The organism is Mycobacteroides immunogenum, assembly GCF_001605725.1.
GTDB lineage: Bacteria > Actinomycetota > Actinomycetes > Mycobacteriales > Mycobacteriaceae > Mycobacterium > Mycobacterium immunogenum.
In genome coordinates this window covers 3999821-4023294 of record NZ_CP011530.1, presented here as the reverse complement: position 1 = coordinate 4023294, position 23474 = coordinate 3999821, and the positions used below count along the sequence as shown (strand labels likewise).

Sequence of the window (23474 nt, the reverse complement as noted above, 5' to 3'; positions counted from 1 at the left end):
GGAATCTCCTTAGTGATCAAATGGGTTCCGGGTCTGAACCCGGCTGACAAGCCAGCTTCGCAAAATGCGTGCTGGTGTGTGCATCCAGTCTCTCATGCCGGTAAGGGTGGTTGAAAGCGCGGATGCCAAACGTGTGGTTCGATACTGAGGACCGGTAACCGGATGTTGACGAGAGCGAGGTGGCGCGCAGGTGGCCGAGGAAGTACACGCCGAGATCGTGGCCAGCGTGCTGGAAGTGCTCGTCAAGAAGGGTGACGCGATCACTGAAGGCGACACCATCGTCCTGCTAGAGTCCATGAAGATGGAAATCCCGGTGCTGGCCGAGGTGGCGGGAACCGTCGGTGACGTCAGCGTATCCGTCGGTGATGTGATCCAGGCCGGCGACTTGATCGCCGTCATCGACAACTAGAACGCTGCCGCATGTCGACTCTCGGTGATCTGCTTGCCGAGCACACCATGCTTCCGGGTGATGCTGTCGATCACCTGCACGCCGTGGTCGCGGAATGGCAGCTGCTGGCCGACCTCTCCTTCGCGGACTACCTGATGTGGGTGCGCCGCGACGACGACGCCTTCGTCTGCGTCGCCCAGTGCCGGCCCAATACCGCCCCAACCATCATCGATAACGACGCCGTCGGCACCATCGCCAAGATCGCGGATGTCCCGCTGGTGGAAGCGGCCTTCGCCTCGGGTGCCATTGAGCGTGAGAGCGATTCGGAGCTGACCGAACAGGCTTCCGAGCTGAACGTGGAGGCGGTCCCGGTGCGCTGCGGGGATCGGACGGTCGCGGTGCTGACCCACCAGACCGCGTTGGCCTCCCGGCTCAAGAAGGGCACGCTGGAGCGGGCCTATCTGGAGTGTGCGGGCGATCTGCTGCTGATGCTCACCGAGGGCACCTTCCCGAATGTGGCGGACCAGGCGATGTCCCGGTCCAGCCCGCGGGTAGGGGACGGATTCATCCGCCTGGATGTCGCCGGCGGGGTCCGATATGCCAGTCCCAACGCCTTGTCGGCGTATCACCGCATGGGTTTGGCCAGCGATCTGCAAGGCCACAACCTGATGGACGTCACCAAACCGCTGATTTCCGACCCGTTTGAGGGCCAGGAGCTGGCGGCGCACATCCGGGATGTGCTCGCCGGTGGCCCCAGCATGCGGATGGAAGTCGATGCTGGCGGCGCCGCGGTGCTGATCCGCACCTTGCCGCTCATCGCCCGTGGCGCGTCGGAAGGTGCACTGCTGCTGACTCGCGATGTGACCGAGGTCAAGCGCCGCGACCGGGCCCTGCTGTCCAAGGACGCCACCATCCGCGAGATCCACCACCGGGTGAAGAACAACCTGCAGACCGTGGCCGCGCTGCTGCGCCTACAGGCCCGCCGTACCCCCAATGACGAAGCCCGCGAAGCGCTTTTCGAATCGGTGCGCCGGGTGTCATCCATCGCGCTGGTTCACGACGCGCTGTCGATGTCGGTGGACGAAGAGGTCAACCTCGATGAGGTGATCGACCGGATCATGCCGATCATGACCGATGTCGCCACCGTGGACACCAAGGTGCGCGTCTCACGCGAGGGCGCACTCGGGGTACTCGACTCCGATCGGGCGACACCGCTGATCATGGTCATCACCGAGTTGGTGCAAAACGCCATCGAGCATGCCTTCGACGAGGGCGCGCAGGGACAGGTGATCATCAGGGCGGAGCGGTCGGCTCGCTGGCTGGATGTCGTGGTGCATGACGATGGACGGGGATTACCCGAGGGATTCAGCGTGGAGACGTCCGATCGGCTGGGATTGCAGATCGTCAGGACGCTGGTATCGGCGGAGATCGACGGATCGCTGGATATGCGCAGTGACCCCGAGGGTGGAACGAACGCGGTACTGCGGGTGCCGCTGGGCCGACGCGCCCGGTTGATGGCTTAAGTTCGACGACTGGCGAAAGTCCTTGCGCAGCAAAGAACCCGGCACCAATATTGTGCCGGGTTCTCAGGTGCTGCGGCGTTAGACGGCGCTGCGAGCGCGAGCGCGGGCGTTGCGACGCTTGAGGGCGCGGCGCTCATCCTCGCTGAGGCCACCCCACACTCCGGCGTCCTGGCCCGACTCAAGCGCCCAGGTAAGGCACTCGGTGGTCACCGGACAGCGGTTACAGACGAGCTTTGCGTCAGCGATCTGGGCAAGGGCCGGTCCGCTGTTCCCTACGGGGAAGAACAGTTCGGGATCCTCGTCGCGACAGACCGCCTTATGGCGCCAATCCATAGTTGTGCACTCCTTTTTCATCGTGCGCGCCACAAGCGCACGAGATTAATGTTTTTCGGCTGTTAACGCGTGCGTACCAAATGTTTCTGCACTGTTGCTTCCGATCGTTTCACAAGCTCAGCAGAAGTCAATAGCGTGAGTTAACACGTGGTCAATCTCACTCGGGGGTGGCGTGTTCAACCGCCACATTCGTTTGTACTACACTAAGACGATCTACGCCTTGAATCTGGCGAGATTCCCTCATTTTCCCAGGTGGAATGCCGCTACTCGTGAGTAACATCACGGGCTTGGTGAGACTCGACTACGTGAAGTAGTACATCCGATCCGCCCGAAATGTGATGTAGGCCGCGCGCGGCTTGTCAGCCGGCTGGATCTGGAACGGACTGGCGCCCAACACTATTGCGCTGTGAGCAAGACTCAGGGCAACGCGCTGGCGGGTTTTGCCGGCGCCACGACGTCGAGAACGTCGGGTACGGCGGTGAACGTCAGGTCGCTTCGCATGCCGAGAAAATCGCCGTCTACCTGCGTGGCAATGGGTGCCGATGCCCGCACACGCACCCATGCGACATCGTCTTCGCGCAGCAGATGCTTGGCCGCCGGACGATCGGGGCGTGGTGCGCCGACCATGTGACGCACCAGCCGCAGATTCGCCATCACGTTCATGCTCTTGGACGCGAAGACGCCCAAGCCGCTCTCGAATCCGGTACCCGGGTTCGTCCAGATGGCGCGCTCATCGGCGTACGTCCAGGGGTTCGAATTGCTGATGAAGGCGAAATGGATCCCGGACTGCGGCTCGTGGCCGGGCAGCTCGACAGTGAGGGTCGGCTGGCGCCGGGCGGCACGGAAGAAGGCGAGCACCGACCGCGCCACATAGCGCCCCGGGGTGACCTGCTTGCCCTTGTTGCGGTGGGCCTCCATCGCCGCGACGACCTCGCCGTCCAGACCCATGCCCGCGTTGAAGATGAACCAACGCTCACCGCAGTGTCCGAGGGCGATCCGGCGCCATCGCCGCTGTTCACGACGATGTGCGTCCAACAAGTCGACAACCTGGTTGGTGGCCTGCGCGGGATCGGCGGAGATGCCCAGTGTCCGGGCGAACACATTGGCAGAGCCTCCCGGCACAACCGCCACGGCGGGCAGTGGGCCGGGCGCCGGATGACCCGGCTGGCCAAGCAGCCCGTTCACCACTTCGCTGACCGTGCCGTCACCACCGTGCACCACGATGACCGCAGCCCCCTCGTCGGCCGCACGGCGGGCCAACTCGCTGGCGTGCCCGCGATGGTCGGTATGCAGAACTTGCAGGTGCACACGACTTTCCAGCGCATGGGCCAGCAGGTCACGCCCGGCAGCCGTGGTCGAGGTGGCATTGGGATTCACAATGAGGACCGCACGCACGGGGCATGAGCCTAGTCGGATGTTCGTGGTGCAAGCTGCTCATCACTGCCGCGACGAGGCCACCTAGGCTTGCCGGGTGACCGCAGCCGTTCCCAACACCGTTCGCCGCGCCGGAATGATCGTTGCCGGCGAAGGTGCCGTGGGGCTGGTGATCGCGCTGGTTCTGGTGGTGCGCGCCGCCAGCGGCGCCGACCAGCATGTGGTCAACGGATACGGCACCGCCGCGTGGTTCGGGATATTCGGAACCGCGGTGCTGGCCGCCGGTCTCGCGCTCATCACAGGGAAGCGTTGGGGACGGGGGATCGCGGTAATGATGCAGCTACTACTGCTGCCCGTGGCGTGGTACGCGGCGGTGGGATCACATCAGTTCGCGTTGGGTGTGCCCATTGCGATTGTCGCGGTCGCGGCGCTGGTGTTGTTGTTCAGCCCCACCGCGCAACTGTGGGCCGGCGGTGACCAGGCAGGCGCTGACGAACCGGACTAGCGGTCCGAGGCCAGCTCCGCCAATGCCGGCCCCTGCAGCCGGTAGGTGATCCAATCCGACTGCGGTCTGGCACCGAGCGAGTCGTAAAACTTGATGGACGGTGTATTCCAGTCCAGCACAGCCCAATCCAGCCGGGTATAGCCGTTGGCCACGCATTCGGCGGCCAGTGCCGACAACAACGCCTTTCCGAGTCCGCTGCCACGTTGCTCGGGCTTGACGTACAGGTCCTCGAGGTAGATACCGTGGTGGCCGGTCCAGGTCGAGAAGTTCAGGAACCACACCGCGGTGCCGCAGACCACGCCGTCGGCCTCCGCGACGTGGGCGAAAAGGGCTGGGTTCGAACCGAATAGCGCCGTGTGGAGCTGCTCCGTGGTGATCAGGCACTCATCGCGCGCGTTCTCGTAGTCGGCGAGATCCTCGATCAGTCCGACAATGGCCGGGACGTCCGCCGCGGTGGCGCGGCGAATCTGGGTGTTACTCAATCTGGGCTCCTAGTCCTGCCAGTACGGTCCGGAATTTGACCGTGGTCTCAGATAACTCGTCCTGGGGATCGGACTCGGCGACGAGGCCGCCACCGGCGTAGGCGCGGATCGCGGTGCCGCCGGCCGACAACTCGGCGCAGCGGATCGTCACCGCCCAGCGGCCGTCCCCGTTCTCGTCACACCAGCCGACCGCGCCGGCATAGAATCCGCGATTGCCCTCGATACGTGCGATCAGGTCGGCCGCGGCCTCGGTAGGGGTGCCGCACACCGCCGGAGTCGGGTGCAGTGCCAAGGCCAAATCGAGTGCCGTGGTGGAGCTTTGGCGCAGACGGGCGCTGATGGGTGTGCTCAGGTGCCACAGCGCGGCGGTGCGGCTCAATGTCGGTTCCGGAGGAACCTGAACGTCGACGCACAGGGCCGCGAGATCCTCGCGCAGCTGATCGATCACCACGGAGTGCTCGTGACGGTTCTTGTGCGAACCTGCCAGGTCCTCGCCGGTCCGTCGGTCCAGCGATGGGTCGCTGGACCGCGGTGCGGAACCGGCGAAGGGATGGCAGATCACCATGTCGCCGCGGCGCTCCACCAGTAATTCCGGGCTGCATCCCACCATGGTGTGTCCATGGAATTCTTGGCCGGCGGGGGTGAGGTCTACACAGAAACTGTTGGCATCGGGGTCGTTTCGGATCAACCGATGCGTCAGCACCAGCGGGTCTACGGGTGCGTCGGCCCGCAGCTCCAGCACCCGGGCCAGCACGACCTTGGACAGCTCTGCGCCGCCGCGGAGCACCTCGAGGGCCTCACCGACGCGCCGCACGTGCTCGGCAGGCTCCGGTATCTGTTGCGTCACAGTGATGTTTGGCATGGTTCCGTAGAACTCTTGGGGCCCTCCGCGCTGAACCGTGACCGGAACCGTCAGTGCGGCAGGTTCAGCGGTGTCGAAGGGCAGGGCGCCCACCAGCATGTGATGGCGGCCGCGGCCCAGTGCCTCTGCCGCGGCGGAGACATCGTCGTAGACGGCGTCCCGGCCGTATGCGTACAGGGCCTCGGCCGCCCGCGACATCACGAAATGTGGGTGCGCGGGGGAGTCTGTGGCCGTCATGTCAGCTTGACGGTACCGGGTGCTGGTACCCGGTCAGGCCAAGTGCGGCCACCTGACGCTGGCCATGCTCATGGCCACCGATAGCAACCGAGGCCGTGGCCATGCCCAGCCGAGTGCCCTCTTCGAGCGGCAGATCGATCCAGCGGGTCATCAGCGCCCGCGAGAAATGACCGTGACCCACCAGCAGCACATCGCGTTGAGCCAGGTCGGGGGCGATTCTGGCGATCACCCGGTCGGCGCGGATCTGGACCTGGGCCACAGACTCGCCGCCGGGGCAGCCGTGCGTCCACACCAGCCAGCCGGGGTCGCTCTCGCGGATCTGGGGCGTGGTGAGGCCCTCGTAATCGCCGTAGTCCCATTCGGCCAGGTCGTCCCAGACCTCGGCGACGTTCAATCCAGCCAGCTCAGCGGTCTGTATCGCGCGGTGCCGTGGGCTGCTCAGCACCAATGGATCGTTCAGGTCCAGGTCCTTCAGCACCTCCCGGGCCGCCACGGCTTGGGCACGGCCGATTTCCGTGAGATCAAGATCGGTGCGGCCGGTATGTCTGCCGATCTTTGACCACTCGGTTTCGCCATGGCGCAGCAACAACATTCGGTGCAGGGGTGCAGACACAGGTTGATTGTGCCGTACCGACTTCCGTCGTGATCGTGTTCGGCATGCCAGTATGTGGACGTGACTCGGGTGCTGGCGGTAGCCAATCAAAAGGGTGGGGTGGCCAAAACCACGACGGTCGCGTCCCTTGGCGCGGCGCTGGCGCAGGCCGGTAAGAAGGTGCTGCTGGTCGACCTGGATCCGCAGGGGTGCCTGACGTTCTCACTGGGGCAGGATCCGGACCGGTTGGGCATCTCGGTGCACGAGGTGCTGCTGGGGCAGGCAGATATCAAGGAAGCGCTGCTGACCACCACCGAGGATCTGGCGCTGCTGCCCGCGAATATCGACCTGGCCGGCGCCGAGGCGATGCTGTTGATGCGCGCCGGGCGTGAGTATGCGCTGAAGCGCGCGCTCGAATCGCTGGGGGACCAGTTCGACGTGGTGATCATCGACTGCCCACCCTCGCTGGGGGTGCTGACGCTGAACGGGCTGACCGCGGCGGACTCGGTGATGGTCCCGCTGCAATGTGAGACGTTGGCGCATCGCGGTGTGGGCCAGTTCCTGCGGACTGTCACCGATGTGCAGCAGATCACCAATCCGGGGCTGACGTTGCTCGGTGCGCTGCCCACGCTGTACGACTCGCGGACCACACACAGTCGCGACGTACTGCTGGACGTGGCGGATCGCTATGAGCTGCCGGTGCTGGCACCGCCGATCCCGCGGACCGTCCGGTTCGCGGAGGCGAGCGCTTCGGGGGCCTCGGTGCTGGCCGGCCGCAAGAACAAGGGAGCACTGGCCTACCGCGAGCTGGCCCAGAGTCTGGTGAAGCACTGGAAGAGTGGCAAGGCGATGCCGACCTTCACCCCGCCTGTCGACTGAATGCGCCCTGCGTTCGGTTCAGATTGACGCTAACCGTGGATCTGATCCGTGACTGTCCGCGAAACTTGCTCACGCGGAGAGTCACGAGGAGCGCAGATGTATCAAGGCCGGAGTACTGCGGCATCGAGGGCGGTCCTGATGGTCGAGATCCCCGAATTCCCCACGGATATGCGTGATCGTGTCTTGGCACTGATGGATGAGTTCGGTGAGTATCTGCGCTACCGGATGCCCGAGGTGACGGTTGCGAAGACCGCCCTGGCCCGGCCAGATGCCGGGCCGGCCCCGCTGCCCCGCGTCGGCCTGAGCATCGACAGGCCTACCCGGCAGGTGATGGCCGACGGTGAGCTGATCGGCCTGGCGTACAAGGAGTTTGAACTTCTTGCCTATCTCGCTCAGCATCCGCGGCGGATCGTCTCGCGTGCCGAGCTCATCGCGAACGTGTGGGACAGCGAGTTCGCCTCCCCGCGCACGATCGACACGCACGTGCGCCGCATCCGGGTGAAGTTGGGGCAGCACGCGATGACGTTGACGACGGTGCGTGGTAAGGGTTATCGATTCGATCCGCACCCGTCGACACGGTTTCGCGGTCAGCGGCCCATCCGGTCGGCCTAGCGCTCAGAACGCGGCGGCCACCCGGTCGCCATAGGCGCGCGCCAGGAACTCGCGTACGGCCCCCGAGTTGAGGGCGCAGGCCAGCGCCCGAATGGGGTGGCTGTCGGCGTTATCGGGCCGCGCGACAAGGTACTCGGCAAATTCTGGATTCGCCGTGTCGCAGTGCAGAGCAGAGGTGAGGTCGATCTGCCGGTCCATCGCGTAGTTGCCGAACAGGAACACCAGATCAAAGTCATTGAGCACGTCGGTGAGGTGTGCGCTGGCAATCTCCTTGAACAGCAACTGCTTCGGGTTCTCGGTGATCGATTCGACGGTCGGCGTGTGTATCTGAGAGTGCCGCAGTGTGATGAGATTCCACTCATGCAGAATGCGCAGCGCCCGCGCCGCGTTGACCGGGTCGCCCGGTAGGGCCACCTCGGCGTAGTCCGGGATGGTCTCGATGGTCTCGATGGAATCCGAGTAAAGCGCGAACGGTTCGATATGCACCGGGGTCACCGCGACCAATTGGTTACCGGTAGATCGATTGAACTCCTCCAGGAACGGTAGATATTGAAAGAAGTTGGCGTCGAGATGCTTTTGCGCCAGCGCCCGATTAGGTTCGTCGAAGGTATCGAACACCTCGATACGCAGGTCAACTCCCGCGACCGCCAGATCGTCGCGTACGTGGTCGAGGATCTCCGCGTGTGGAACGGGAGTCGCTCCCACGCGAAGCACCGATCCCGTGCCGCGAAGTGACCGGACTGTCGCCATGGGTCTCACCCTACCGACCCGCGGCGTGTCCCGACGCCGGTTGTGTTACCGAATGTTACCTCCGGTGAGCGCATGCGTACTGGCCGCTGGGTCCCTGAGATCGCTGCCAATATCGTTCCTCTTCAAGGTAATTAAGTCGACGTTGGGATCTGTCAGTGACGGCACAACACGAACTGTCGGTGGGCGCGGCCGGCGCGCGCGGGGAACCGAACCGGCGCCTGCGCGGCAATCTCGGGGTCCTCGCGGTGGTCTTCATGGTGCTTGCCGCCGCCGCGCCCCTGGGTGTCATCGGTGGTCCGGTGCCGCTGGGCATCGCCACCGGCAATGGTGCGGGTTTTCCCGCCACATTCGTCATCGCGACGGTGGTGCTGCTCCTCTTCGCGATCGGATTCACCGCCATGACACCGTATGTGCGTGAGGCGGGCGCGTTCTTCTCCTATGTCCAGCTAGGGATCGGGACGCCGGTGGCGATCGGCGCGGCATTCGTGGCGGTCGCCACCTACGCCTCGATGGAGGCAGCCGTCTACGGGTTGTTGGGTCCGCAGCTGGGCAGCTTGGTCGGCCTCGTCGGCGGACCGCACCTTTCGTGGTGGGTGTGGGCCCTCGCCGGGCTCGCCGTCATCACCTTTCTCGGCTATCGCAATATCGAACTGTCGAGTCGTGTGCTCGGTGTCCTGCTGGTCGCCGAGATCGTGATCGTGGCAGTTCTCGATGCCGTCATCGTGTGGCGCGGTGGCGATCACGGATTGTCGACGGGTGTGTTCGATCCAGCCGAGATCTTCTCGGGGGCACCGGGTATCGGGCTTCTCTTCGCCATCATCTCGTTCCTCGGATTTGAGGCGACGGCCATCTTCCGCGACGAGGCCAGAGACCCGGACCGGACCATTCCGTACGCGACGTACATCGCGCTCGCGGTTATCGGGGTGTTCTACGCGGTGTCGAGCTGGGCGCTGATATCGGCGTGGGGTGACGAGGAGGCGGTGGCGCGTGCGGCCGGTTCCGGCGACACCATGTTGGTGGATACCGCACATCGGTATCTGGGAGTGTTGGGCGCCGATGCCATCCAGGTGTTGTTTGTGACAAGCCTGTTCGCGTGCATTCTGTCGTTCCACAACGTGGTATCGCGCTATCTCTTCGCGTTATCGGTACGTGGCTTGTTGCCCACGCGATTCGGTCATCCGCATCAGCGGTTCGGTTCGCCGCACATCGCGTCGCTGTGGCTTTCCGCGGCGATCCTGGTGGTGGTGCTGGCGGCCGCGCTGATCGGCCTTGATCCCGGTGCGCAGTACTACACCTGGCTTTCCGGTATCACCACCGTCGGGGTGCTCGCGCTGTTGGTGCTCACCAGTGCCGCCGTGCTGACCTACTTCGCGCGGGACCGGCACGGCTATTCGTTGTGGCGCATCAGAATTGCACCGGCATTGGGACTTCTGGGACTGGTCGCGTTCCTGGCGCTCATCATCACGAATCTGCCTGATCTGGTGGGCGGATCTTCGGCGCTGGCGATCGCGGTGGTCGCGGTCCTTGTCGTGAGCTTTGCGGCGGGCGCGCTACTCGGTCACACACGTGCGCGCCGCGCGCGTCCGCGCGGTACTCGATCGGAGGAAACCGATGTCACTAACCACTGAGCTCGCAGCGGCCACCACTCATGACGAGCTGGCCCGGCGTATCGCGGCGGGTGAGATCACCGAGATCGAGGTGGCCTGGAGCGATCAGTTTGGCCATGCCCTGGGCAAGCGCATCCCCGCAGATCTGTTTCTGCAGCGGGCACTGACAACCGGATTCGGTTTCTGTGATGGTGTCCTTGCCTGGAACACGGAGGCACGTGTCATCGAGAGTCTGCGCCTCACCAACTGGGACAGCGGCTATCCGGATGTCTTCGCGCTGCCGGATCTGTCGACCTTCAAGGACATACCCTGGCGCCGCGGGGTGGGGCACGTGATCTCCGATATCGTCACCCATGACGGGTCACCGTCGCGACTGGACCCGCGTGCTGTCCTGCGGCGCGTGATCGGCAAGCTCGGCGAGCTGGGATACACGGCGAAGGTCGGTGTGGAGCTGGAGTTCTACCTACTGAACCCGGACGGCTCCATTTTTCAGGATGCTATTCAGACCTATTCCCTGGAGAACGCCAACACTCTGGAACCTGTTCTCAGCGACCTGTATTCGACCTTGCGGGCGTTCACCCGGCTGGAGGGCATTCAGACCGAATACGGTCCCGGTCAGGTGGAGGCCAATCTGATCTACACCGATGCGTTGTCTGCTGCCGACGACAGTGCGCGCCTGAAGTACGCGGCCAAGGAGGTGGCACGGCGTCACGGCAAGATCGCGAGCTTCATGCCCAAGCCGTTCTCGGAACACTCCGGCAGTTCGGCCCACCTGCACATCTCCCTGTGGAAGGACGGCGAACCTGCCTTCGCGACGCAGACCGGGCGCGAAAGTGAGACCGGCCGGTACGCCATCGCCGGTCTGTTGGGGCATCTCCCGTCCATCACGCTGTTCGGCGCGCACTCGGTCAACGCCTACCGGCGTTACGCCCCAGGCTCGTTCGCGCCCGCGACATTGACCTGGAGCCGCGACAACCGCACGTCCGCGGTGCGCTCGCTGGTGGAACCCGTCCCGGACGCGACGCGTATCGAGCTGCGCACCGGCGCTTCGGATGCCAATCCCTACTGGCTCGTCGCGTCTGCGCTGGCCGCCGTCGCCGCCGGTCTGCTGGCTCGGCATGAGCCACCGGAACCGCGCACCGGAAATCTCTACGAGGTGGGGGTACGGCTGCCGCAGTCGCTGCACGTGGCCATCGCCCTGGCCAAGAGCGACGACACGATCCTTGAGATCCTGGGTGCCGAATCGGTGCACGACTTCGCCGAGATCGCACAGAGTGAATGGGATGAATACTCGGGCACGGTCAGTGACTGGGAGTTTCGACGTTATCTCACCAACTCATGACCGCCAGTACACGCGCGCGGTTTGGCATCTGGGCTCCTGTATACGGAACCTGGGGTGCCAGAACGCATCCCGACGAGATACCGGACGCGAGCTATCGCCGCACCCGGGATCTGGTGGTGCGCGCCGAAGAGCTGGGTTTTGATTCGACCCTTGTCGCGCAGCATGTGCTGCACCCCGGCGACCTGGAACACGATGTGCTGGAGACGTGGTCCACGCTGGCAGGGGTGGCCGAGGCGACTAGCCACATTGAACTGATCGGCGCCATCAAACCCTTGCTGTTCAATCCGTTGGTATTCGCGAAGGTGGCGGCCAACATTCACGACATGGCCGCGCAGCGGTTGGCGATCAATCTCGTCAGCGGCTGGTTCCTTCCGGAGTTGGCGGCCATCGGTGCCGAGGCCGATCACGATGAACGCTACGCGTATTCGAAGGAATGGCTCGACGCGGTCGGCGCACTGTGGGACGGCATACCGGCCGCCGCCGGGGCCGAGCTGGTCGGCGCGGGCGCCCGGCTGCGGCCCGTCCCGAAGCGCCGCCCACGGGTGTATCTGGGTGGGGAGTCGGAGCCTGCCCGACAGCTCGCCGCCTCCCATTCTGACGTCTTCTTTCTCAATGGGCGACCGCTGGCCGACGCCGAGGAGATCATCGCCGACATGCGCGCACGCGACCGGAATGGCAGGGCCCCATTGGAGTTCGGCCTTTCTGCCTTCGTCATCGCACGGCCGACAGCACGCGAGGCGCAACAGCAGCTCGATTTCCTACAGGGTCTTGTCTCCGGCTCGGGTCAGCGAGATCGCACCACGGGTGCCGATCCCGCGACGGCGATGCTGAAAGTACGTGAGGGTCAGTCGCGCGTCGGGACCAATGGGGGCACCCTGGCGGGCCTGGTCGGCAGCTACGACGAGGTGGCGCACAGGATCGATCAGTTCGCGCGGGCGGGCATCGATTTGTTCATGCTGCAATTCCAGCCGCTGGAGGCGGAGATGGAGCGGTTCGCCGCACACGTCTTGCCGCGGCTCAAGTAACGCCAGAAAGAGGAAGGCTATGACTGCAACGGAATTGGCTGAGGACTCGGTGGTGGGCAGGCGCGTCGTGCTGCGGCCGGTGCTCGCGAAGCTCGGCGAACAGGACGCGTCCTACGAGCTGGATCGGACGCTGCACCACGAGTCGGTCCGCGCGATCGCCGATACAGGTGTACTCGCGCTGCGGGTACCGCGCGGCTACGGCGGGCCTGGCGGTTCTCTCGTTGATGTCGTCGAGACGGTGATCGATATCGCCTCATCGAGTTCCAATGTGGCCCAGGCATTGCGGGCGCATTTCGGTTTTGTGGAGCGGCTGCTGGGTAACCGGGGTGATGACGTGCTCCGGACCCGTTGGTTCCCCGAGATTCTCGCGGGGAAGATTGTGGGAAATGCGATCACCGAGACGGCCGGGCCGAGCCCGGCCGCGTTGGGAACCGTCCTGCGGTCAGCGGGTGATGACCGGTACCGCCTGGACGGCAAGAAGTTCTACTCGACCGGGACGCTGTACGCGGACTTGATCGCAGTGTCGGCGAAACGTGAGGATGGCCGCGAGGTGCACGTGATCATCCCATCGGACCGCGAAGGTGTTGGTCTGCACGACGACTGGGATGGATTCGGCCAGCGCCTGACGGCCAGCGGTGCGACGACGTTCGACTCCGTGGTGGTCCACGCGGACGAGATCTCGCTGGTACCCGAGGATCATCGCTTGGCGCACAGCCAGACCTTTCTGCAGTTGTATCTGACCGCCGTCGCGGTCGGCATCGCCGAGGGCGTACTTCGCGACACGGCCTGGTACGTGCGTAACAAAGCGCGTCCTGCCGCGCACTCGCTGGGACGGGTGGCCACCGAAGATCCGTTCGTGCTGCAGGCAGTGGGGGAGATCGCGGCATGGACCGCCGCGGCCAGTGCGGTGACCCTGGATGCCGCGGCCACGCTCGACGGAGTGGTAGAGGCGGGCCTGATCGATGATCAGGCAGCGATCGGTGCGGCCGCGATAGAGGTGGCCAAGGCACAGCTGGTGGCCGAACGTCTCACCTTGGATGCCGCGCAACGCCTTTTCGACACCGGCGGCGCTTCTGCCACATCTCGCGCGCTGAATCTGGACCGGCACTGGCGCAATGTACGGACCATCGCCAGCCACAATCCCCTTGCCTACAAGGCATGGGCCACGGGCGATTACATCGTGAACGGCACGTTGCCGCCCAACAGTGGATACTTCTGACGATGACTGGTCCCTTGGCTGTTGTGGTACCCCAGAGACTGTCCACCGGTGCGGACCCGCGGATCGTGGCGGCGAACCGGCTGTTCGACCTCATCGTGGGATTGGTGGAAGAGGCCGGTCTCGTCCCCATCGTCACCGATGATCCGGACTACCCGTTGGATGATGTGGGCGGTGTGGTGTTGCCGGGTGGGGGAGACGTCAATCCGCGGCGCTACGGCTGCACCTCGTCGGCGGCTGTTTACGACGTCAATGATGACCAGGACCATCTGGACTTCACGCTGACCGCCAGGGCCCGCGACGCACGGCTGCCGATACTTGGTATCTGCCGTGGTGCTCAGGTGCTGAACGTGGCCTACGGCGGCGACCTACATGTCGACCTGCCGCCGGGATCCGTGGACCACGGCGGTGCGGTGTTCTCTTGGCATCCGGTACATCTCGTGCCCGATACGCGTGTGGGTGCCGCGCACGGAATGGATCAACTCGTGGTGGCGTCCGCGCATCACCAGGCGGTGGCTGTCCTGGGGGCCGGTCTGATACCGACGGCATCGGCGCAGGACGGTCTGATCGAGGCCTTCGAAGCGGAAACCGGTTGGATTGTGGCGATCCAATGGCATCCGGAGGCACCGGGGGTGGCGCGGCATCTGCAGCAGGCGCCCTTCCGCGCGTTCGCCGACGCGGTGGCGCAAACAAGCCTTGGCAAGGTGTCAGCCCAGGGCGAAGATTCGTGAACCGCGCTGCTCCACCACTGTGTTACCGACGACCGCGCTGCTGACGGGGCTCTTCTCGTCGGCAGGGTCTCGTTGCACCGCAATGTTTTTGCGGAACTCTCCGGTGGTCATGTTGAACACGTCGATACCGCCCTCGACGGGGATGAGCAGCTCACCGGCCATGTTGGTGCCTGGTCCCAGCGGCTTTTTGGTAGTGGGTAGCACGAATCTGTAGGACAGATCGGAGGCGCTGAGTACCAGCACCTGACTACCGGTCCACCAGGTGACGACATCGCCGGCCTGCGCGGCGGCATTGGTCTGGGCGATCTCGCCCGGCAGCACCGTCGCGCCGACACGCATGCCGCGGTCGTCGAAGACCACGAGTTCGTTCCGGGTTCCCGGCAGGTAGACGGCCGACCGGGTATCGGCGACCGCGAGCACCTTGGCCGCGGATCCGCGTTCCACCCCGGGCAGCACTGCCGAGTAGAGCTCTTCGGGCTTGTCGTTGTCCTTGGGGGTCGGCTTCTGCAGCGTGAGGCGCAAGGTGGGGTCCTGCGGGCAGGTTTCCAGCACCGCGAGCACGCTGGCCCCGACAGCACCGGATTTCAGCGTGCAGTCCACGCGCGGCTGGCTGTTGGGATTCAGCGGAGCCACCACCCGGCCGTACTCAAGGGTGCGCACCATGTCCGAACGCCACAGTTCGAGGCGGGTGCCGCCGAGCGCCAACACATAGGTGCCGTCGGTCGACAGTGACACCTTCGGGTCATTGGGACTGCTACGCAACGGACCTCGCCGGCCGGTTTGTCCGTCGATCATGGTGACCTGACCGCATCCGCGTGCGTCGCGATAGACCGCCACCGCGTCGTCGATGAAGCCGATGGCGCCGCACAGATCGAGGTTGCGGCGCGCGTAGGACCACAGTTGGGCGCCGGTCACCGGGTCATGGGCCACCACGTCATGCCCATCGGCGCTGACCACCGCACCGCTTGCGATGACGGGGCCCTTGGTGGCCGCACTCGCGGTGGACCACAGCTCACGCACCGAGTCGGGGACCCGGGTGGCGCTCATTGGCCGTTTGACGTCCCCCGCGGCGGGGTGGCTCACGGTGGCACGGGCGTCGCTGGTCCACCAGATCGTGGTGCCGGTGACGACGACCACGACGGCAATCACCGCCGCGGCAATGATGTCGGCCCGGGTGCGCCGCTCCGGTGCGATCACGCCGAGGCGGTGGTCGCGGCGGTTGCGTTGGGGCGGCGACGACGCCGACGACGGCGGGCGGGGGCCTGCTGATCTCCATCCGCAGTGGCCGCCTCTGGTGCGGGCGCCTCGGTCGCCGACTCGTCGGTGGGCTGACCCGCGCGGGTGCGGCGGCGGGTCCGGGTGCGCTTGGGCTTGTCGCCCTCGGCCCGCTCGGCCCGCTCGCCGCGTGGTTCGCGACGCTTCGGGCCGCCGGAGAACTTCTCACCGATCGCGCCGGTGACGTCGGCGGGGATGTTCAGTTCGGTGAACAAATGCGGTGAGGTGGAATAGGTTTCGTCGGGCTCGGGCACGCCGAGGCCGAGTGCCTTGTCGATCAGCTGCCAGCGTGCGATGTCGTCCCAGTCCACCAGCGTGACGGCGATACCGGTACGTCCGGCGCGTCCGGTGCGGCCGATGCGGTGCACGTAGGTCTTGTCGTCTTCGGGGCACTGGTAGTTGATGACGTGCGTGACGTCGTCGATGTCGATACCGCGGGCGGCCACGTCGGTAGCGACCAACACGTTGATCTGACCGGACCGGAAGGATGCCAGCGCCTTTTCCCGGGCGATCTGCCCGAGGTCGCCGTGCACGGCGCCGACCGCGAAGCCGCGCTCGGCCAGCTCATCGGACACCTTCTGGGCGGTGCGCTTGGTGCGGGTGAAGATCATGGTGGCGCCGCGGCCCTCGGCCTGCAGGATCCGGCTCACCAGTTCGATCTTGTCCAGGGCGTGCGCGCGGTACACGAACTGCTCGGTGGAGTCGTGCACCGACGAGGCCTGTGGGTCCTCGGCGCGGATATGCGTCGGGCGATTCATGAAGGTGCGGGCCAAGGTGATGATCGGGTCCGGCATGGTCGCCGAGAACAGCATCGATTGGCGGCCCGCGTCGGCGGACGGTGCCAGGGCCAGGATGCGCTCGATATCGGGCAGAAAGCCCAGGTCCAGCATCTCATCGGCCTCGTCGAGCACCAGCATGGCCAAACCGCCGAGCTGCAGATGGCCCTGCTGGGCGAGGTCCAGCAGGCGGCCCGGTGTCCCCACGACGACGTCAGCTCCCGCGCGCAGCGCCTCGATCTGCGGCTCGTAGGGCCGTCCGCCGTAGATGGACACCACGGTGAACTCGCGGTCACCGGCCGACAAGTACTTGGACGCCTTGGTGAGGTCTTCGTAGACCTGGATGCACAGCTCGCGGGTGGGTACCACCACCAGAGCTCGCGGGGTGCCGTTGAGCGGGCGGTCTTCGACTCCGGTGGCTATGCGGTGCAGCAGCGGCACGCCGAAGGCGTAGGTCTTGCCCATGCCGGTGCGGGCCTGGCCGATGAGATCGGAGCCGGCCAGGGCCAGGGGGAGGGTCAGTTCCTGAATGGCGAACGGATGCTCGATCCCGACCTCACGCAGGGCCCGGGCGATCTCTTCGCGTACGCCCAGCTGGGCAAAGGTGTGTTCGATATGACTCATGGTTTGGGTACGTGCCTTTCGTGTTTCGCTCAGCGCGCACGATCGGGAGGTCGGATTCCTAGGATTCCAAGGGGCCGGGCCCGGGCCCGCTTCGAGCGGCGAGGGCGGCACGTGCACGCACATTTCCTGTGGGAGAACCCCTGGCTTCTTCGTGGTCAGGGTGCTCGTCCCGCGTCCATGGTAGCGGGTGAGCTGCGTTTTTCCGATTCGCAGTGGTTTGCCGCCTGGATCGGTGTTGTCCGGCGGGCGCCCGACTAGAGTTCCAGACATGACCGAGCCCGATTTTCTTCGCGCAGGCGGCTCATCGACGGACCTCGATCCTCCCGGTGTCAATCAGCTGTTCGCGGTGATCGCTTACGGCGAGGTTGCTGCCTTCTACCGGTTGACCGACGAGTCCAGGATGGCGCCCGATTTGGCGAGCAAGATCGCCATCGCCAGTATGGCCGCCTCCCAGATGCGCCACTATGAGGTGCTTCGGGATGCGATGGAGGCCAAGGGGATCGATGTTCTGGCGGCCATGGAGCCGTACGTCAAAACCCTCGAGAACTACCACACGCTGACCTTGCCGCGCACCTGGCTGGAGGCGATGGTCAAGGCGTACATCGGTGACTCGCTGGCCGCTGATTTCTATGGTGAGGTGGTCGACTCACTGCCGGGTGAATCGGCGGCGGTGCTCAAGTCGGTGTTGGGCACCACGGGGCATTCGGAGTTCGTCATCGCCCAGGTGCGCGATGCGGTTAAGGACAACTCGCAGCAGCGCAACCGGCTCACGTTGTGGGGGCGGCGGCTGCTTGGTGAGGCCGTCACCCAGGCGCAGCATGTGCTGGCCCGTCACGACGATCTCGCGGAACTCGTGATGTCCGGCGGTGCCGGTCTGGGGAACCTCAACGAGTTCTTCGAGCGGCTGCAGAGCGCTCATGCCGAGCGAATGGCTGTGCTCGGTCTCGGTTAAGGGGCGCTGATGGGCGAGGTCCCGGTTCCGCCGTTCGCGGATGGCGCCTCGGCGCGGCGGTTCTGGCGGCTGCTGTTGCTGTTCCTGCATCAGGCGAAGCGTCCCGGTGAGCCGGTCTCGTTTCACCATTTTTTGTTGGCGATGACGATCGATGAACATGCGCCCGACCGCACCGGTGCCCGATGCTCGTCATGCGCTCAGCAGTACCCGTGCCGCACTCTGCTGCGTGTTGCGCTTTTCGCCGGATTTCCCGTCGACTGGACTCCGCACGGTCTGTCGGCGCTGCTTGTCGAGGTGGGGTTGCTCGGTCGATCCGCGTCATTCACGCCCGCGAGCTGGGACTGGTATGACAGTGACTACTCCGAGCATGTCAGTCGCGATGCCGAGACCGGTACCTGGAGTCGTCGTCGGCACGGCAAGGGCGAGAACTATGACAAGGTGCTGCCGGTCGGTGATGACGCGGCGATGTGCCGGTACATCGCGGGCTACACCTTTGGCAGCCACCCATTCCCCTTCGGATGGGCGGTCGACCCGCAGGAAGTCTCCGACGCTGCTCGTGGGACATCCGTCGCACTCCAACACTGGGGCGAGCATTCCCAGTACCCCTACATTGCGAGCCACATCGATTGTGGGACAACCGAATCAGATTCGTGAACTACGAGTACTGGCCGATGGCTACTGCCACTTGACGTTCCAGCCCATCGACTTGTAGCGCTTGATTTCGGCTTCCTCGCGGCGCTTCTCGACCTCATCGTGTTCGGACCAGTCGCCAATGACGCCAGGTGAGGCCTTGGGTAGGTCCCCGAACAGATCGCTGCCGTTGTCGATATTGATGAGGTAGCCGGGGGTTTCGTGTTCGTCGTCGCCCTCGCCCTTGCCGGCTTTGCCATGGGCACCGGCCATGGGTGCCATGCCCATTCCGCCCATGCCCATTCCGCCGCCACGCATACCCGCGCCGCCAGCGCCGGAGCCCGCGCCGCCGGTTCCCAAGCTGGCGCCCGGTGGGAGCCCACCACCGCGGAGTGCCCCTGCCCCCATGCCGGTTGCGGTTCCGGCCGCGGAGGTTGGGCTGTATCCGGCTGCGGTCGTATTACCCAGCGGTGAGTAGCCGGAGCCGCCGCCCTTGGGGTCGCTGCCCAGTCCGGAGCCCAGGCCTGAGCCGCTACCCGCGCCGCCTCCAGCGGGGCTGCCGCCACCCGAGCCGGAACCCTGGCCGCCTCCTTGACCGCCGCCCTGGCCTTGTCCCGCGTCGAATGCTGGTTTGGTCTTGCCGTCGGTATCGGGGTTGAGCTTGTCGTTGGTCCCGGTGCCGGGCTGGTTCCCGCCACCCTGACCTCCACCACCACCACCGCCGCCCGTGCCGGGCTGGATCGGTCCGCCGCCACCGGGTGGATACTTCGGCTGCTCGTCGTTGAGTTGATCAGTCATGCTTGTCCGGCGCCTTCCGAGGGCGTCGGTGTATTGGGCCTGCGCCTCGTCTCGAATCTTCGTAAGGGCCTGTTGTCGGGCAATCTCTTCTTGGAAGCGAATAACCTGTTGTGTCGCAATCGGTAGGGTCGCCGGTATTGGCGAAAACTTGGGTTCGGGATTAGTTTCGGCCACTCTTTTCGCGCTGGCGAGGGTGCCCGCGTCGTCGTAGAGATTGCCGCTAACCTTCTCGGCGAGTTCTGGCGGTTCGATAGTCTTCTTGTAGACGCTATCGAGATTCTCGTACGCGGCGTGGGGGCCTTCACCGGTCCAGAAATCGTTACCGTCGGTGATCTTGTCCCTAGCGTTGGACAGATACCTGTTTGCCTCCTTGGCAAATTGGCTGACGGCATGCCAAGCCTCCCCAGCCTTGCGCGCATCTTCCGGGACAAGTTTTTCAAGATCACCGACGATCGTCGCGTGTTCCTTGCCTTTCCATCCGTCGTCTCCCATGGCCCCTCCTCGTCACCTGGGTAATCGTGGCGCGGTCTGCGTCGCGATGTCGATGGCTTTCTTACATGGATCTGGGACAACGTCCTTGGCGCCGAGCACTAGAACGCCGGTGATCACTATTGCTTGTTGAGACGGTAGGGCGACGTTACAGCTGACGTCCCCCGCAATGTCGCCGAAGACGGCTCCGTGCAGTCCGTCAATCTCGACCGCATGCGCTCCGGGGTACCGCTGCGCATTGAGATAGTCACTGATGGGCCGGTTGATGACCGTCTGGGAAGCACTCCAGCCGTCCGCATTCCAGCGGCATCCGCGGGCGATTTCGTCGGGCCCCCCTTGGTCCTCGACGTATTCAGGATCAAGTCCCCACGATTTGATTTGCTCCGCCGAGTAGGCCAGGCATGGGTCGAATGATGTTCCATCGTTGCGGCTGTTTGGGGGTGCATGCGGGCCGCGCAGAGTGTTGGTAACAGTAGGGCTGGTGGTCGTCGCTGAGCTAGACCCGCCTGTAGATGTCGCGTGCATTCCGCCCAGGGTGGGCTGGCCGTCGACTGTCGTGCCGCACCCCGCAACGATCATTACGGCAGCCAGCCCAGTTACTGCGCTGTTGCCGCGGTGCCGGAGATGGAACATCAGACCTCGATCCAGGTGGTGTCCTTGCCGTCCGGACCTTGCCACTTGCCGAACTTGGTTGTGTTGTTGGCTTCACTGTTCAGATACGCGTACTCCATGGCAAGAAACTGGTCTGCCATGTGCTTGCAGCCTTCGCTTGCAGCTATCAGTTCAGCCAGCACGAGTTTCGATTCACGGCCGTAATGCTGTGTCACATCGCTTCCGGTACTGAGCTTTGGATTGAAGCCCTCATGTACGTCGCAGCTCGTTGCTTTCTGGATTGCTTGGTCGATTTGGTGCTTGGCATCGAGCATGAGCTTGGCCATAGTTTGCCCCGCCTCGGGTTCCATATGCAGGGTGGTGCGCGCCTGGGCCTCTAGACGTTTTCTATCGGCTTCGGGCAGCGAGTTGTAGTCGAATTTGTGTGGTTCCCGCGGCTGTTCCGGCGGCGCCATCTCGTCGTCCCTCCCAGGTAGAACTCTGCTCTCACTGGGGTACGACGTCGCCTACCCCAATTTTGGTTCCATCTTTCTAGCAAGACCCTGAAACCGCAGACAGATGTCCGCCGCCTACTGGTGGAAACGAGTGTCGGCGAGCGCCCGGGATGCGAAGAGCGGACAGCCGGGCTGCGCGGGTCGGTCGGCGGCAGGGGATTCAGGATGGTGATCGTGAGTTTGGTGTATTGACTCCCGCTGGCGACTTTTTGTTTCGGGGCTATTTGGGCCCAAACCCGAGGCCGAACACGTCATCGCGTGGCGTGGGTGTTGGGCTACGTTGTGGTAGGCGCTGGCGGCGTGACCCCGCGCGCGGATCACGGTCGCTGAACTCCGATCCGCCACAACACTTCTCAATATCTTCGCGGCGGTGGGCGGCTGCACAGTGTGTGCGGCGACCGTAGGGCGGCCTATCGTGGTGTCGTTTCCGGGCAACGGGTGCTCCCGGTCCCGGCGACATGTGGAAAACAGCAGCCAGAGGTCCTACTTGGCGCAGCGGGCGATGATGCTGTTGCTGTTCTGCACGGCCAGCATCTGGCTTTCGCTGTTGGTGATCGAGCAGTTGACCTGGCTCGCGAAGCTTGTCGCGGTGATCGAGCCGCCGGTGATCCCGGGACTTGGTGTCACGATCATGGTCCACGGGAGCGAGGCGCCGAGCACGGTGCGTGTCACGCCGTTGCCGTCGGTGTAGGTGATGGTCAGCAGATCGCCAGGAGTCTGGTTACCGGTCACGTAGTAGGCGAATGCCGCGGGTGTGATCGGCCGCTGGCCCTCGGGCGGCAGCATCGGGTTTGACGGCGGCGGCTCAGGCGGTGGTGCCTCGGTGGTCGGCTCCACGGTCGGCGTCTCCTGCACGGGTGTGCTGGTCACGGTGGTCGTCGAGGGTGCGGCGGACGTCGCGGCCGGGGGCGGCGCCGGGGCGGCAGTGGTGGTCGCCGGGGTCAGCGAGGGCACGGGCGTGGTGACCGCGGCAGCCGGCGGCTTTTCGTTGCCGCCGCTGAGCACCACCGCTGTCGCGATCACGGCGATGGCGAACACGGCCCCGGCGATCGACGCGACCCATTTCCAGTTCTCGTTCGAGCCGGGTGGCCGGTACTCGAAGTCCTCGTCCAGACCCGAGTACTCGGTGGACTGCGGGGTGGTCTCCGAGTTGTACGGGTCGTCGTACGGCTCGTAGTCGCTCGAGTACCGAGAATCTCCGCGATAACCGACCATGATCAGCGCTTCCTCTCAGCCCCACATCAAATGTTAAACCTGATACTGATGTTACTGCTGTGACTAATGAGCGGCCGCGATCATGCGAGGTGTGTCGGCCGAAACCGCGTCGGCTAACCTCGTCGATACGAGCTCGACGAACTTGGAAAGGTGCCCTGGTGGAGATCAAGATCGGTGTCACAGATAGCCCGCGCGAGCTGGTCATTTCTAGCGATCAGACCCCGGCTGACGTCGAAAAGGTCGTATCGGCGGCGCTGGCCAAGGAATCGGATGTGCTGAACCTCACCGACGAGAAGGGGCGCAAGTACCTGATCGCCGCGGCCCGGATCGCCTACGTGGAGATCGGCGCAGCCGACACGCGCCGCGTCGGCTTCAGCGGCTGAGCCCTGCCGCGCTCGGCTCGCTCCGGCCTTCCGGACGCTAGCCGAGCGGCTGCAGCGGCACGTGTGAGAGCCCGCCCCAAGCGAACCCGACGGTGGCATTGACAGCGTCGTCCTTGGAGATGGGCTTTTCGTTGTCCAGCCAGTAGCGCGCGCTGACCTGGCTGATTCCCACCAGACCGACGGCCACCATCCGCGCATGGTGGGGATCAAGCCCGGAATCGTGGCTGACCAGGTCAAACACTGCGTCGGTGCAGGCGCTGATGGCACCCTCGACGCGTTCGGTGACCTGCGGGACGCCCACCAGGTCGTTTTCGAAGATCAGCCGGTAGCCCTGGCTGTCGTGCTCGACGAAGTCGAAGAAAGCCATCACGGCGGCGCGCAGCCGCTGACGGTTGTCGGTGGTGGTGCGCAGCGCCTGGCGCACGCTGGACACCAGGTTGTCCGCGTGCTTGTGCAGCACCGCCAGATAGAGCTCAAGCTTGCTCGGAAAGTGTTGGTAAAGAACGGGTTTACTTACACCCGCGCGGTCGGCGATTTCGTCCATGCCGGCGGCGTGGTAGCCGCGGTCGACGAATATCTCGCTGGCCGATCCAACCAGCTGGCCGCGCCGCTCATCGCGGGGCAGCCGCCCGCCACGGCGTGTGTTTCCTTGAGTCGAGTCCTGCGTTGCCACCGTCGAGTTCACCCTGCCCCGACGCCCAGCCAGATTCGCAAGATCACGCATGTCCTTATCCTCTGCGCGCGGACGCCTACATCGCCGCCCACGCC

The 23474-nt window shown here is 64.8% G+C and carries 27 protein-coding genes; 13 read left to right on the top strand and 14 right to left on the bottom strand.

Annotated features, from left to right (window positions below; genetic code table 11):
- Nucleotides 1–16: 16 nt before the first annotated feature.
- The gene (locus ABG82_RS29265; RefSeq protein WP_078343951.1) at nt 17–208 is read right to left on the bottom strand and encodes a hypothetical protein; all 192 of its coding nucleotides are present in this window, start codon (nt 206–208) and stop codon (nt 17–19) included.
- Here ABG82_RS29265 and ABG82_RS20140 point away from each other — a divergent pair.
- Together ABG82_RS20140 and ABG82_RS20135 are read left to right on the top strand one after the other, a co-directional pair.
- The gene (locus ABG82_RS20140) at nt 191–409 is read left to right on the top strand and encodes a biotin/lipoyl-binding carrier protein (RefSeq protein ID WP_043077675.1); all 219 of its coding nucleotides are present in this window, start codon (nt 191–193) and stop codon (nt 407–409) included. The two genes, ABG82_RS29265 and ABG82_RS20140, sit on opposite strands and share 18 nt — an antisense overlap.
- 11 nt (nt 410–420) lie before the next feature.
- Complete coding sequence (locus ABG82_RS20135; protein WP_043077674.1) at nt 421–1911, top strand: sensor histidine kinase; 1491 nt, start codon at nt 421–423, stop codon at nt 1909–1911.
- A gap of 78 nt (nt 1912–1989) precedes the next feature.
- Here the strand turns inward: ABG82_RS20135 and ABG82_RS20130 are convergent, their stop codons facing one another.
- Complete coding sequence (locus tag ABG82_RS20130; RefSeq protein WP_005056343.1) at nt 1990–2244, bottom strand: WhiB family transcriptional regulator; 255 nt, start codon at nt 2242–2244, stop codon at nt 1990–1992.
- Nucleotides 2245–2661: 417 nt separating this feature from the next.
- Nucleotides 2662–3639 (bottom strand): diacylglycerol/lipid kinase family protein, encoded by a 978-nt coding sequence (locus ABG82_RS20125; protein WP_043077673.1) that lies wholly within the window; start codon nt 3637–3639, stop codon nt 2662–2664.
- A gap of 76 nt (nt 3640–3715) precedes the next feature.
- Between ABG82_RS20125 and ABG82_RS20120 the strand changes: the two genes are divergently transcribed.
- Entirely contained in the window at nt 3716–4123 is a 408-nt protein-coding gene (locus ABG82_RS20120; protein ID WP_078343950.1) for a hypothetical protein, read from the top strand.
- Here ABG82_RS20120 and ABG82_RS20115 read toward each other — a convergent pair.
- The 3 genes from ABG82_RS20115 to ABG82_RS20105 are packed head-to-tail and all read right to left on the bottom strand — an operon-like array spanning nt 4120 to nt 6317.
- The gene (locus tag ABG82_RS20115) at nt 4120–4605 is read right to left on the bottom strand and encodes a GNAT family N-acetyltransferase (protein ID WP_043077672.1); all 486 of its coding nucleotides are present in this window, start codon (nt 4603–4605) and stop codon (nt 4120–4122) included. The two genes, ABG82_RS20120 and ABG82_RS20115, sit on opposite strands and share 4 nt — an antisense overlap.
- Entirely contained in the window at nt 4598–5704 is a 1107-nt protein-coding gene (locus ABG82_RS20110) for an isochorismate synthase (protein WP_043077671.1), read from the bottom strand. The genes ABG82_RS20115 and ABG82_RS20110 overlap by 8 nt, the downstream gene beginning before the upstream one ends.
- Nucleotide 5705: 1 nt before the next feature.
- Nucleotides 5706–6317 (bottom strand): acid phosphatase, encoded by a 612-nt coding sequence (locus ABG82_RS20105; protein WP_043077670.1) that lies wholly within the window; start codon nt 6315–6317, stop codon nt 5706–5708.
- Between the two features lie 60 nt (nt 6318–6377).
- Between ABG82_RS20105 and ABG82_RS20100 the strand changes: the two genes are divergently transcribed.
- Both ABG82_RS20100 and ABG82_RS20095 read left to right on the top strand, forming a co-directional pair.
- Nucleotides 6378–7175, top strand: coding sequence for a ParA family protein (locus ABG82_RS20100; protein WP_043077750.1), 798 nt, complete (start codon nt 6378–6380; stop codon nt 7173–7175).
- Between the two features lie 138 nt (nt 7176–7313).
- Entirely contained in the window at nt 7314–7787 is a 474-nt protein-coding gene (locus tag ABG82_RS20095; protein ID WP_052510992.1) for a winged helix-turn-helix domain-containing protein, read from the top strand.
- A gap of 3 nt (nt 7788–7790) precedes the next feature.
- Here the strand turns inward: ABG82_RS20095 and ABG82_RS20090 are convergent, their stop codons facing one another.
- Nucleotides 7791–8537, bottom strand: coding sequence for a MetQ/NlpA family ABC transporter substrate-binding protein (locus ABG82_RS20090; protein ID WP_043077668.1), 747 nt, complete (start codon nt 8535–8537; stop codon nt 7791–7793).
- Nucleotides 8538–8692: 155 nt separating this feature from the next.
- Between ABG82_RS20090 and ABG82_RS20085 the strand changes: the two genes are divergently transcribed.
- The 5 genes from ABG82_RS20085 to ABG82_RS20065 are packed head-to-tail and all read left to right on the top strand — an operon-like array spanning nt 8693 to nt 14458.
- On the top strand, nt 8693–10165 hold the full coding sequence (locus ABG82_RS20085; RefSeq protein WP_234708015.1) for an APC family permease: 1473 nt from the start codon (nt 8693–8695) through the stop codon (nt 10163–10165).
- Complete coding sequence (locus ABG82_RS20080) at nt 10149–11486, top strand: glutamine synthetase family protein (RefSeq protein ID WP_043077667.1); 1338 nt, start codon at nt 10149–10151, stop codon at nt 11484–11486. The genes ABG82_RS20085 and ABG82_RS20080 overlap by 17 nt, the downstream gene beginning before the upstream one ends.
- Nucleotides 11483–12511, top strand: a complete 1029-nt coding sequence (locus tag ABG82_RS20075) for an LLM class flavin-dependent oxidoreductase (protein ID WP_043077666.1) — start codon at nt 11483–11485, stop codon at nt 12509–12511. The genes ABG82_RS20080 and ABG82_RS20075 overlap by 4 nt, the downstream gene beginning before the upstream one ends.
- A 19-nt stretch (nt 12512–12530) precedes the next feature.
- Nucleotides 12531–13730, top strand: coding sequence for an acyl-CoA dehydrogenase family protein (locus ABG82_RS20070; RefSeq protein WP_043077665.1), 1200 nt, complete (start codon nt 12531–12533; stop codon nt 13728–13730).
- A gap of 2 nt (nt 13731–13732) precedes the next feature.
- Nucleotides 13733–14458, top strand: a complete 726-nt coding sequence (locus ABG82_RS20065) for a gamma-glutamyl-gamma-aminobutyrate hydrolase family protein (RefSeq protein ID WP_043077664.1) — start codon at nt 13733–13735, stop codon at nt 14456–14458.
- Here ABG82_RS20065 and ABG82_RS20060 read toward each other — a convergent pair.
- Together ABG82_RS20060 and ABG82_RS20055 are read right to left on the bottom strand one after the other, a co-directional pair.
- A complete protein-coding gene (locus ABG82_RS20060) occupies nt 14435–15655 on the bottom strand; it encodes an Rv3212 family protein (RefSeq protein ID WP_043077663.1) in 1221 nt (406 codons plus the stop codon). The genes ABG82_RS20065 and ABG82_RS20060 overlap by 24 nt on opposite strands.
- Nucleotides 15652–17133 carry a DEAD/DEAH box helicase gene (locus ABG82_RS20055; protein WP_043077662.1) on the bottom strand — a complete coding sequence of 494 codons (1482 nt, stop codon included), beginning with the start codon at nt 17131–17133 and terminating at the stop codon, nt 15652–15654. Before ABG82_RS20055 ends, ABG82_RS20060 begins: the two co-directional genes overlap by 4 nt.
- 268 nt (nt 17134–17401) lie before the next feature.
- On the opposite strand from ABG82_RS20055, the gene ABG82_RS20050 reads away from it, so the two are divergent.
- Together ABG82_RS20050 and ABG82_RS20045 are read left to right on the top strand one after the other, a co-directional pair.
- Nucleotides 17402–18085 (top strand): ferritin-like fold-containing protein, encoded by a 684-nt coding sequence (locus tag ABG82_RS20050; RefSeq protein ID WP_043077661.1) that lies wholly within the window; start codon nt 17402–17404, stop codon nt 18083–18085.
- A 9-nt stretch (nt 18086–18094) separates the two neighbouring features.
- On the top strand, nt 18095–18739 hold the full coding sequence (locus ABG82_RS20045) for a hypothetical protein (protein ID WP_043077660.1): 645 nt from the start codon (nt 18095–18097) through the stop codon (nt 18737–18739).
- Between the two features lie 21 nt (nt 18740–18760).
- On the opposite strand, the gene ABG82_RS20040 is transcribed toward ABG82_RS20045, so the two are convergent.
- The 4 genes from ABG82_RS20040 to ABG82_RS20025 form a co-directional block, all read right to left on the bottom strand.
- The gene (locus ABG82_RS20040) at nt 18761–20005 is read right to left on the bottom strand and encodes a hypothetical protein (protein WP_043077659.1); all 1245 of its coding nucleotides are present in this window, start codon (nt 20003–20005) and stop codon (nt 18761–18763) included.
- 12 nt (nt 20006–20017) lie between these two features.
- Nucleotides 20018–20581: a DUF3558 domain-containing protein gene (locus ABG82_RS20035; protein ID WP_043077748.1), complete on the bottom strand. Its 564-nt coding sequence runs from the start codon at nt 20579–20581 to the stop codon at nt 20018–20020.
- Between the two features lie 53 nt (nt 20582–20634).
- Complete coding sequence (locus ABG82_RS20030) at nt 20635–21069, bottom strand: hypothetical protein (RefSeq protein WP_043077658.1); 435 nt, start codon at nt 21067–21069, stop codon at nt 20635–20637.
- A 522-nt stretch (nt 21070–21591) separates the two neighbouring features.
- On the bottom strand, nt 21592–22323 hold the full coding sequence (locus ABG82_RS20025) for an MmpS family transport accessory protein (RefSeq protein ID WP_043077657.1): 732 nt from the start codon (nt 22321–22323) through the stop codon (nt 21592–21594).
- 158 nt (nt 22324–22481) lie between these two features.
- Here ABG82_RS20025 and ABG82_RS20020 point away from each other — a divergent pair, with 158 nt between their 5' ends.
- Entirely contained in the window at nt 22482–22706 is a 225-nt protein-coding gene (locus ABG82_RS20020) for a DUF3107 domain-containing protein (RefSeq protein ID WP_043077656.1), read from the top strand.
- Between the two features lie 37 nt (nt 22707–22743).
- On the opposite strand, the gene ABG82_RS20015 is transcribed toward ABG82_RS20020, so the two are convergent.
- On the bottom strand, nt 22744–23430 hold the full coding sequence (locus tag ABG82_RS20015) for a TetR/AcrR family transcriptional regulator (RefSeq protein WP_043077655.1): 687 nt from the start codon (nt 23428–23430) through the stop codon (nt 22744–22746).
- Nucleotides 23431–23474: the final 44 nt, after the last annotated feature.